The 5312-nt window shown below is 71.6% G+C and carries 6 protein-coding genes; 4 read left to right on the forward strand and 2 right to left on the reverse strand.

The features are described 5' to 3' along the window. The coding region (locus ABZE72_RS15410; RefSeq protein ID WP_372729917.1) for an MFS transporter at positions 1-801 on the reverse strand (801 nt) is incomplete at its 3' end. Between the two features lie 73 nt (positions 802-874). On the opposite strand from ABZE72_RS15410, the gene ABZE72_RS15415 reads away from it, so the two are divergent. The 4 genes from ABZE72_RS15415 to ABZE72_RS15430 all read left to right on the forward strand — a co-directional run bounded on the left by ABZE72_RS15415 (position 875) and on the right by ABZE72_RS15430 (position 4224). After that, complete coding sequence (locus ABZE72_RS15415; protein WP_372729918.1) at positions 875-1372, forward strand: DUF427 domain-containing protein; 498 nt, start codon at positions 875-877, stop codon at positions 1370-1372. A 155-nt stretch (positions 1373-1527) separates the two neighbouring features. After that, positions 1528-1815 carry a DUF3311 domain-containing protein gene (locus ABZE72_RS15420; protein ID WP_372729919.1) on the forward strand — a complete coding sequence of 96 codons (288 nt, stop codon included), beginning with the start codon at positions 1528-1530 and terminating at the stop codon, positions 1813-1815. After that, on the forward strand, positions 1812-3449 hold the full coding sequence (mctP, locus tag ABZE72_RS15425) for a monocarboxylate uptake permease MctP (protein ID WP_372729920.1): 1638 nt from the start codon (positions 1812-1814) through the stop codon (positions 3447-3449). The genes ABZE72_RS15420 and mctP overlap by 4 nt, the downstream gene beginning before the upstream one ends. Before the next feature lie 172 nt (positions 3450-3621). Then, on the forward strand, positions 3622-4224 hold the full coding sequence (locus ABZE72_RS15430; RefSeq protein WP_372729921.1) for a hypothetical protein: 603 nt from the start codon (positions 3622-3624) through the stop codon (positions 4222-4224). A gap of 7 nt (positions 4225-4231) precedes the next feature. Here the strand turns inward: ABZE72_RS15430 and ABZE72_RS15435 are convergent, their stop codons facing one another. Further along, positions 4232-5137, reverse strand: coding sequence for a GNAT family N-acetyltransferase (locus ABZE72_RS15435; protein WP_372729922.1), 906 nt, complete (start codon positions 5135-5137; stop codon positions 4232-4234). Positions 5138-5312: the final 175 nt, after the last annotated feature.

Genomic DNA, 5312 nt, shown 5'->3' on the forward strand with positions numbered 1-5312 from the left:
GATGCCACCGCCGGTCGGCCCGCCGAAGCCCAGGTGCGCGATCTCCGGGAAGAGCGCCCGCGGCATCCCGAAGACCATCGCGATCAGGTCCACGACGAACGACATCATCAGCACCGGGTGACCGCGCAGGTAGACCAGCCCATCGACGACGGCCCGCAGCCCGGGCGTGCCCTTGAGTGCGCCCTCGACCGGTAGCCGCGGCAGCCGGATCACCGCGGACAACGTGGCGAAGAGCGTGATGGTGTCGATCAGGTAGAGCCACTCGAAGCCGATCACCGGGATCAACGTGCCCGCGGCCAGCGGCCCGGCGATCGCGCCGGCCTGGAAGACCGTCATGTTCAGCGAGTTCGCCGCCGGCAACAGCTCCATCGGCAGGATCTTCGGCAGCAGCGCACTGCGGGTCGGCTGGTTGACCGCGAAGAACGCCTGCTGCACCGAGAAGAGGCTGAGCAGCAGCCAGACGTTCGCGCCGCCCATCGCCGCCTGCAGCCAGAACAGCGCGCTCGTCACGATCAGCCCCGCGGTGGTGACGATCAGCAGGGTCCGCCGGTCGAAGACGTCGGCCAGCGCCCCGCCCCACAGCCCGAAGACCACCAGCGGCACCAGACCGAACAGCCCGGTCAGTCCGACGTACGCCGACGATCCGGTCGACTGGTAGATCTGCGCCGGCACCGCCACCACCGTCAGCTGGGCGCCGATCACGGTGATGATGTTGGCCAGCCACAACCGGCGGAAGTGGTCGTTGCGCAGCGGGCGGGTGTCGGCCACCCACCCGCTCAACGGACCCCTGATGCGCGGCACGGAGGAGAACCTACGCCGACCCCGCCCCAGCGCGCGCGGGCCGTGCCTTGGGCGACGGGAGTTCACTGGGGTCATGAGGCGCCACGAGCGGATCGAGCCCGGACCGGGCCAGGAGTCGGTGTGGGACTACCCGCGCCCACCCCGGGTGGAGCCCAGCACCGAGCTCGTCGAGGTCGAGGTCGGGGGCGTCGTCGTGGCCAGCACGCGGACCTCGTGGCGGGTGCTCGAGACCAGCCACCCGCCCACCTACTACCTGCCGCGGACGGCGTTCCTCGACGGCGCGCTCACCCCGACCAGGGGCGACTCGTGGTGCGAGTGGAAGGGCCGGGCCAGCTACTACGACCTCCACGGCGGCGACGCCGTGGCCCGCCACGCGGCCTGGACCTACCAGCGGCCGATGCCGGGCTTCGAGGCGATCGCCGACGCGATCGCGGTGATGCCCGGGCTGGTGGACCGGTGCACTGTCGACGGCGAGACGGTCCTCGCGCAGCCCGGCGACTTCTACGGCGGCTGGATCACCGCACGCGTGGTCGGACCCTTCAAGGGCGAGCCCGGCACCCTGGGTTGGTGAGGTGCGGCCGGTGAGGTGCGGCCGGTGAAGTGCGGCCCGTGAAGCCGGCGGTCACCGGCTCGCGCGCGCTCATCGGATGCCCTCCGGGTGGGTAGGGAGACGGGGTGTGGCGATGACTAGGGTCACACGTCGTCGCTCATCTCGGAGGTAGCACCATGACTGACGCTTCACGCCGGCCACCCGACGGCCCGCGCACCCCCCACCCGTCCCGCGGACTCTGGATCCTCGTCCTGCTCCTGCTCGCACCCGCGATCGTGGTGCCGCTGATGGTCCCGATCTACGACCGGACCGACCCCACGCTCTTCGGCTTCCCGTTCTTCTACTGGTTCCAGTTCGCGCTGATCCTGGTCGCCGCGCTGCTCACGATCACCGCCCTGAAGGTCTCCTGGGTCGCCGACCGGCGTGACCGCGAGGCCCGTCGCGACCGGGGGGCCGACCGATGAACGGCGTCGCGGTCAGTGTCTTCGTCTTCCTCTTCCTGCTGGTCACCGTGCTCGGCTTCGCGGCCGCCCGGTGGCGCCGCGCCGAGTCGCTGGAGTCCCTCGACGAGTGGGGCCTGGGCGGTCGTGGCTTCGGCACGTTCATCGCCTGGTTCCTGATCGGCGGCGACATCTACACGGCGTACACCTTCATCGCGGTGCCCGCGACGCTGTACGCCGGCAGCGTGGTCGGCTTCTTCGCGGTGCCGTACACGATCGTGGTCTACCCGCTGATCTTCCTGTTCCTGCCGCGGCTCTGGTCGGTCTCGCACCGGCACGGCTACGTCACCCCTGCCGACTTCGTGCAGGGCCGCTACGACAGCCGTCCGCTCGCGCTGGCCGTGGCCGTGACCGGCATCCTCGCCACGATGCCCTACATCGCGCTCCAGCTCGTGGGCATGCAGGTGGTGCTCGACGTGATGGGGATCGGCACCGAGAGCACGAACTGGTTCGTCAAGGACCTGCCGCTCTTCCTGGCGTTCGCGGTCCTGGCCGCCTACACCTACTCCTCGGGGCTGCGCGCGCCTGCGCTGATCGCCTTCGTCAAGGACACGTTGATCTACGTCGTGATTCTGGTGGCGGTGCTCTACCTGCCCAGCCAGCTCGGCGGCTGGTCGAACATCTTCGCCTCGGCCAGCGAGTCCTTCGACCAGTTCAACACCGAGAACGCCGACGCGATCGCGGCCGGCGAGACCAGCGCCCGCGGGATGATCCCGCCGGCGGCCGCCCAGTGGGCCTACGCCTCGCTGGCGCTGGGGTCGGCGCTCGCGCTCTTCATGTACCCGCACTCGGTGACCGGCGTGCTCTCCACCAGGAACCGGGGCGTGATCCGGCGCAACGCCGCACTGCTGCCGGCGTACTCGTTCCTGCTCGGGCTGCTCGCCCTGCTCGGCTTCGTCGCGATCGCCGCCGGCATCCAGGTGGAGAACGCGCAGGCCGCCGTGCCGCAGCTGTTCGAGAACGAGTTCCCCGCCTGGTTCGCCGGCGTCGGCTTCGCCGCGATCGTGATCGGCGCTCTGGTGCCGGCCGCGATCATGTCGATCGCCGCGGCGAACCTGTGGACCCGCAACATCTACCGGGCCTTCATCAATCCGAGCGCCACCCACGCGGAGGAGGCGCGTCAGAGCAAGATCGTCTCGCTCTTCGTGAAGTTCGGGGCGCTGGCGTTCGTGCTGTTCCTGCCGAACAAGTTCGCGATCAACCTGCAGCTGCTCGGCGGCGTGTGGATCCTGCAGACGCTGCCGGCGATCCTGGTCGGGCTGTACACCCGCTGGTTCCACCGCACCGCGCTGCTCGTCGGCTGGGCGGTCGGGATGGCGTACGGCACCTGGCTGGCGTACGGCGTCGAGGTGCCCGGCGACCCGGGCAGCCACTTCGGTGGACCGCTGGTGTTCTTCCCGGGCACGGAGACCAAGGTCTACATCGCGGCGGTCGCCCTGCTGCTCAACCTGCTGGTGACCACGGTGCTGACCGTCGTCTTCCGGGCGATGGAGCTGGACGAGGGCGCCGACCAGACGCGTCGCGACGACTACACCGCGGACATCGGGGACGCCGGCGTGGCCGAGGAGCTCGACCCGCACGAGCCGATCCACGCCTGACCCGCCTGGGAGCCACACCCGGCAGCGTGCTCCCGGAGCGTCGACGACCCGTTGACGCTCCGGGAGACCCCCTGCCAACCTGAATGTCTCCGGCCCCCTCTCGGGGCCCTCTTCAGGGGGTCGACATGGACCTGGCAGAGCAACGAGACGTCTGGAACAGCGCCTGAGCGGGGTGCGCGAGCGGTTCCGGGGGCAGATCGCCGGCACCGGCAGCACGAGCGGGATCCGGGTCGTGGTGGGTGACTGGCGCGACACTCCGCTCGGCGCGTTCTCGGACGCCATGGTGGAACGTGCCGACGGCCACCGCCTGCTGCTCGCACCCCACCCCGAGGCGGCGGACTTCATCGCCGCGACGTACACCTTCGACAAGGTCCGGCTCGAGCCGATCTCCGTGGTGACCACGGAGACCGGCTGGCGGGTGCGCTCGCCCTCGCTCGACCTCGACCTCACCCTGGGGCGTCGTACGGCGCTGGGCGGGCTGCTCCGGCTGGTGCCGCGCCGGCTGGCCGAGAGCCCGACCTGGTCCGCGCTGACCGACCCGATCGCGCGGGTGCTGCTGCGCGGGGTCCGGACCCGGGGCAGCGCGGGCGGTGGCCGCCGGGAGTACTACGGCGCGACCGACGCCCACCGGGTCACCGCCATGCGCGGATCCCTGGACGGCGTCGACCTGGGCGCGATCGCCCCGGTCGACCCGCCGTGCCGATTCGGATTCTCCTCAACGCCCCGCCGCCCGACGGTGACCACGGTGGTGACCACGGTGGAGAGCGTGGACTAGCGGCCGGTCAGAGCGTGCGGGACCGGTTCACCCAGGTCGAGGCCACCTGCATCCCGACCTTCTCGTAGAGGCCCAGGGCGCCGGTCCGGCTGTCGGTGGAGAGACCGGAGTTGGTCGCGCCGTGGCTCCGCGCCAGGGCGAACGCGTCGGCCAGCATCGCCGCGGCCAGGCCTCGGCCCCGCAGGTCGCGCCGTACGGCGATCCGCTGCACGAAGCCGACGTCGCCGGAGAGCACCACGTTGGTCACCCCGACCAGCTCGCCGTCCGGGTCGGTGACCAGCCGGAGGTTCCACGGCTCGAAGCCGGGCCGGCCCCAGACCCGGGCGCCGAAGTCGTCGAGCTCGGCGCGCGGGCGGTCGGCGAACTCGCCGAACGCGTCCTCCACGAGCGTCCAGACGGCACGGTGGTCGGCCTCGGTGGAGTCCCGCAGGGCGAAACCGGCCGGCAGCGGGCGGGCTTCGATCTCGGCACCGGGCGGCAGCGCCAGGTCCCACGCCTCCCAGCGGAGGTCGAACCCGAGGTCGGCGAGCAGGCGGTCGCCCGCGCCGCCCTGCGGCACCGACATGCCCACCTCGGGCCACCCGTGGTCCCGTGCCGAGTCGACCAGCCAGCCGGCGATCGCCGAGCCGATCCCGCGACCCCGACGCTCGGGCAGGACGGCGGTGTCCGCGTGCCCGCCGCCGCACAGCTCGCCGAACGCCACCAGCCGGTCACCGTCGAAGACGCCCAGCGTGCGGCTCGACAGGTCGAAGCTGGGCTGCTTCCAGTCGGCCAGGATGTCGGCCTCGTCGGCGTCGGCGACCCCGACGTCGTGCAGTTCCTGAGCGGTGATGAGTGCCGCGAGTGCCGCGGCGTCGTCGGTGGTGAGCGGGCGCTGGGTGAGGCCCGGGGGCAGGTCTGCGGTCCGCGTCATCCGGCTGCGCCGACCTGGATGGCCCGGTTCACCCAGGTGGAGGTGACCTTCATGCCGACCTTCTCGTAGAGCCCCAGCGCTCCCGTCCGGGAGTCGGTGGACAGCTCGGAGACGGTGGCACCATGGGCGGCGCCCTGGGCGAAGGCGTCCACCAGCAGTGCCTGGGCCAGACCCA

This window comes from Nocardioides sp. (assembly GCF_041600255.1).
Classification (GTDB): Bacteria; Actinomycetota; Actinomycetes; order Propionibacteriales; family Nocardioidaceae; genus Nocardioides.